The following is a 3,479-nucleotide window of genomic DNA, read 5'->3' as shown; positions in this document are numbered from 1 at the left end:
GTCCCGGTAAGGCCCTGACCTTGTAGCGAGGCAGGGCAAGAAGACCTGAAACCCCGTGCCGCGAAGCTTCGCGGCGGCGGCTTTTTGTTTTTCCCGGGAATTTCTCCTCATGGATATTTCGCGCACTGAACAGCGCATCCTGCACCTGCTTGCGCAGGGCGGACGCATTGAAATCGAAAAGAACCAGAAGAAGCGCATCGCCTCCGTCAAATGCCTGACCCGCGATGGCTGGCACTATCCAGGCGTCGATCTCGACCTTTTTCGAAAGCTGAAACGCAAGAAGGCGGTTTCGTCGTCGGGCGGCGGTCCCTACCGCATCACAAGGCGCGGCCTCGAACTCGTCCGCTCCGAACTCGACAACCGATAGACCTCGGTTCGCCGGTCGGATTTCCGGCCGGCGGCTCCTTTCACCGCTCAGGCGGTGGCGATGTAGGCCCTGATCTCATCCGCCTCGCGCTCGACATCCTCGATGCGGCGCTTGACCACGTCGCCGATGGAGACGATGCCATCGAGCAGGCCGTCCTTTTCCACCGGCAGATGGCGGAAACGGCCCCTGGTCATGATCTCCATCACCTCGTTGACGGTGTGGTTCTCGTTGCAGATCTTCACCTTCGGCGTCATTGCCGAACGCACGGCGATATCGAGTGCGGCGCCACCTTCCTTGGCGACAACCCGCACGATGTCCCGCTCCGACAGGATGCCGACAATCTTGTGATCGCCATTGGTGATGACCAGCGCGCCGATCTTGTGTTCGGCCAGGATGCGGATGGCTTCGCTGAGCTTTTCGTTCGGCCCGAGCGTCAACACGTCGTGGCCCTTTTTTTCCAGAATTGCCTTAACCGTCATGGCGTCCTCCTCTGCTTCGCCTGCCGGTTCCCTGCCCAGACCGGCTTTCACGTAAGAGTGAACATCGTGCGCCGTGATCGGTTGCATTTCAAGTGCGGTGGTCGGTGCTCCCCCATTCCGGCGGCTGCCATCGCCAATCGAACCAGCGCAGGCCGAAAAAGCCCGCGACGAAGCCGCCGATATGAGCCTCCCAGGCGATCTGGCCATCTGCTCCAGGCGCAAAACCGAGCAGGCCTGTGGCGAGATTGATGATCATCCACACAGCAAGGAAGATCACGACGCCGCGCGAACGCAAGACAAGCGAGATCGGCAGCACAGGGCTGGCGAAAGCCGCCTTGCCGGAAGAGCGGTCGGTGCGGAAACCGAAACGCGCCGCGGCGCCCATCATGCCCGATATGGCGCCGGAGGCGCCGACCAGCGGTGCTTCACCATAGGGGTGAATGGCCCAGAAGAGTGCCACGGCAGCCAGCCCGGTAACGGCGAAGAACAGAGCAAACCAAAGCCCGCCGAGCCGATTGGCCAGCGGCGAACCAAACGCGGCGAGCCAGACCATGTTGATGGCGATATGGGCAAAACCCCCATGCATGAAGGCATAGGTGAAGGGGCGCGTGAACAGGAACCAGTCGAAGCCATATTGCCCGGTATAAAGGACGGGAATGAAGGCCCCATCGTAAAGCAGCGTCATCTGCTGCGCGTCGTTCAGCACATATTGCTGCAACAGGAAGACGGCCGCGCAAATGCCGATCACCGCCAGCACGATCGGCGGCAGGTTGAACACCGGTTCGCGCGCGGGCGGCGGCGGGCTTTCGGCCGTGTCGGCCTCTGTTGGATTTTGCTGTTCGCTCATCTGCAATCGCACTCGGTGCTGTTCGATCTGGCGAGCATCTAGATCACGGTCATTGCAACCGCAAACGGCGAATCGCCCCAGTGCGAATCAAAAAAGAAGCCGTCCAAGGTTTCCCTTGAACGGCCGGTCGAGCCCCCTGCTCCCCTAAACTCTTGACTGAAGTGCTGCCGATCGTCGCGAAACGACCGCTTCTGGAGTGGTTTTGGTGTGCCACAGGGGCTGCTCGAGGGCAACGTAAACCAGTTGTTAACCTTAACGCCCCCGACCCGTGAACAAGTGTTAACGACGCTGGCACGCTTCCTGCTCCGCAACGCATGTAGGTCATCGGAGGGCGCCCTTCTGTTCACCGATGGGACATCAGACGACAGAATGCGCGGAGCAGCATACCATGAACCAAAACGGATCGATCACGCTGTTCCATTATTGGAACCGCCTGCGTGACGGACGCCCCGCCCCGAAGCGATCGGAAGTCGAGCCGGCCGATATCAAGTCGCTTTTGGCCGACACGTTCATCCTGGAAAGAGACACGCGCGGCCAACCTGTCTTCCGGCTGGCCGGCACCAGGCTTTGCGCCTGCTATGGCCGCGAACTCAAGGGGTTCTCCTTTCCGTCGCTGTGGCGCGAGAAGGATCAGCGCCTGGTCTCACGGCTGATCCACGGGGTTTTCGACCAGAAATCGGTGGTGCTGATCAATTACGAGGGCTTCAGCCGCAATGGCCGCTCCAACAAGTTCGAATTGCTTGTCTTGCCGCTCGACGGCGGCGTCGAGAACCCGCGCTGCCTTGGCGTGATCAGTGCCGCGGAGAAGCCGTTCTGGCTGGGCGCCGACCCGATCACGGACGCAATGATCGATTCGATTCGTGTCATCGATCCGGAGAAAGAGATGCTCAACAACCGTCCGGCGATCGACGTTCCCTCGCTTGTTCCAGCCGAACTCGATGCGCCCGATACGATGTCGGCGCTTGGCCGGGCGCGCCGCATCCGCCATCTCGTCGTCTTCGAAGGCGGCCGCGACGAATAGTTGATGATCGCACGGTCTCACAGGCCCGTTTTTCCCCTTTGTTAACCCGCTTTGTTGTACTTGTGTGATGAAGTTCCTCGCATTGACGCGCGGGAATGCCAAACGGGGTGTAGGCAGTCATGAGGTCAGCGGCGGTCGACTACGCGCCGTCCCAAGCTGAAAGGCGTAACTTTCAGCGCGTCCGGGTCAAGATATACGGGCGATTCATGCTGGAAGACCGCACCGAGCACCCTTGCCAGGTTGTCGATATGTCGCCTGGCAATGTCGCGTTCCGCACCGATCGTATCGGCATGCCCGGCGAGAAGGTGATCGCCTATATCGACCATATCGGCCGCATCGAAGGCGTCGTCACGCGCACGCTGCAGGACGGCTTCGCCATGACGGTGATTGCGTCCGACCGCAAGAAGGACAGGCTGGCGGCGCAACTGACCTGGCTTGCCAACAAGCACGAACTCGACCTGCCGGAAGACCGCCGCCACGAGCGCGTCGCGCCGCGCAACCCGACCAGCGTGCTGCAGCTCACCGACGGCCGCCAATACCAGTGCCGCATCATCGACCTGTCGCTGTCCGGCGCCGCGATCGAGATCGACGTCAAGCCGGCGATCGGCGTCCAGGTCATGCTCGGCACCATGCGCGGGCAGATCGTCCGTCATTTCGAGGATGGCGTCGCCATCGAATTCGCCGTCATCCAGCGCCCTGAGACGCTCGATTCCGAATTCAACACGCCACGCGCCTGACCGGATCCACCGGACGCTGCAAGCAAAC

The 3,479-nt window shown here is 61.3% G+C and carries 5 protein-coding genes; 3 read left to right on the top strand and 2 right to left on the bottom strand.

From position 1 onward, the window contains the following. Positions 1-109: 109 nt before the first annotated feature. On the top strand, positions 110-367 hold the full coding sequence (locus C1D09_RS17920; RefSeq protein WP_013895772.1) for a YjhX family toxin: 258 nt from the start codon (positions 110-112) through the stop codon (positions 365-367). 47 nt (positions 368-414) lie between these two features. Here the strand turns inward: C1D09_RS17920 and C1D09_RS17915 are convergent, their stop codons facing one another. Next, a complete protein-coding gene (locus C1D09_RS17915) occupies positions 415-846 on the bottom strand; it encodes a CBS domain-containing protein (RefSeq protein ID WP_143975571.1) in 432 nt (143 codons plus the stop codon). Positions 847-934: 88 nt separating this feature from the next. After that, positions 935-1,693, bottom strand: coding sequence for a rhomboid family intramembrane serine protease (locus C1D09_RS17910; protein ID WP_143975570.1), 759 nt, complete (start codon positions 1,691-1,693; stop codon positions 935-937). Positions 1,694-2,081: 388 nt separating this feature from the next. Here C1D09_RS17910 and C1D09_RS17905 point away from each other — a divergent pair, with 388 nt between their 5' ends. Together C1D09_RS17905 and C1D09_RS17900 are read left to right on the top strand one after the other, a co-directional pair. Next, positions 2,082-2,714, top strand: a complete 633-nt coding sequence (locus C1D09_RS17905) for a PAS domain-containing protein (RefSeq protein WP_143975569.1) — start codon at positions 2,082-2,084, stop codon at positions 2,712-2,714. A 119-nt stretch (positions 2,715-2,833) separates the two neighbouring features. Then, a complete protein-coding gene (locus C1D09_RS17900) occupies positions 2,834-3,451 on the top strand; it encodes a PilZ domain-containing protein (protein ID WP_143975568.1) in 618 nt (205 codons plus the stop codon). The last annotated feature ends 28 nt before the right edge of the window (positions 3,452-3,479 follow it).

It is taken from the genome of Mesorhizobium intechi (assembly GCF_002879535.1).
Classification (GTDB): Bacteria; Pseudomonadota; Alphaproteobacteria; order Rhizobiales; family Rhizobiaceae; genus Mesorhizobium; species Mesorhizobium intechi.
The sequence above is the reverse complement of the archived record's forward strand: the minus strand, read 5'-3'. Positions and strand labels throughout refer to the sequence as shown.

Excerpts from the sequence above, each read along its gene's own strand:
- C1D09_RS17920 (WP_013895772.1), top strand. The coding sequence starts at position 110 with ATGGATATTTCGCGCACTGAACAGCGCATCCTGCACCTGCTTGCGCAG.
- C1D09_RS17910 (WP_143975570.1), bottom strand. The coding sequence starts at position 1,693 with ATGAGCGAACAGCAAAATCCAACAGAGGCCGACACGGCCGAAAGCCCG.
- C1D09_RS17900 (WP_143975568.1), top strand. The coding sequence starts at position 2,834 with ATGAGGTCAGCGGCGGTCGACTACGCGCCGTCCCAAGCTGAAAGGCGT.
- C1D09_RS17905 (WP_143975569.1), top strand. The coding sequence starts at position 2,082 with ATGAACCAAAACGGATCGATCACGCTGTTCCATTATTGGAACCGCCTG.
- C1D09_RS17915 (WP_143975571.1), bottom strand. The coding sequence starts at position 846 with ATGACGGTTAAGGCAATTCTGGAAAAAAAGGGCCACGACGTGTTGACG.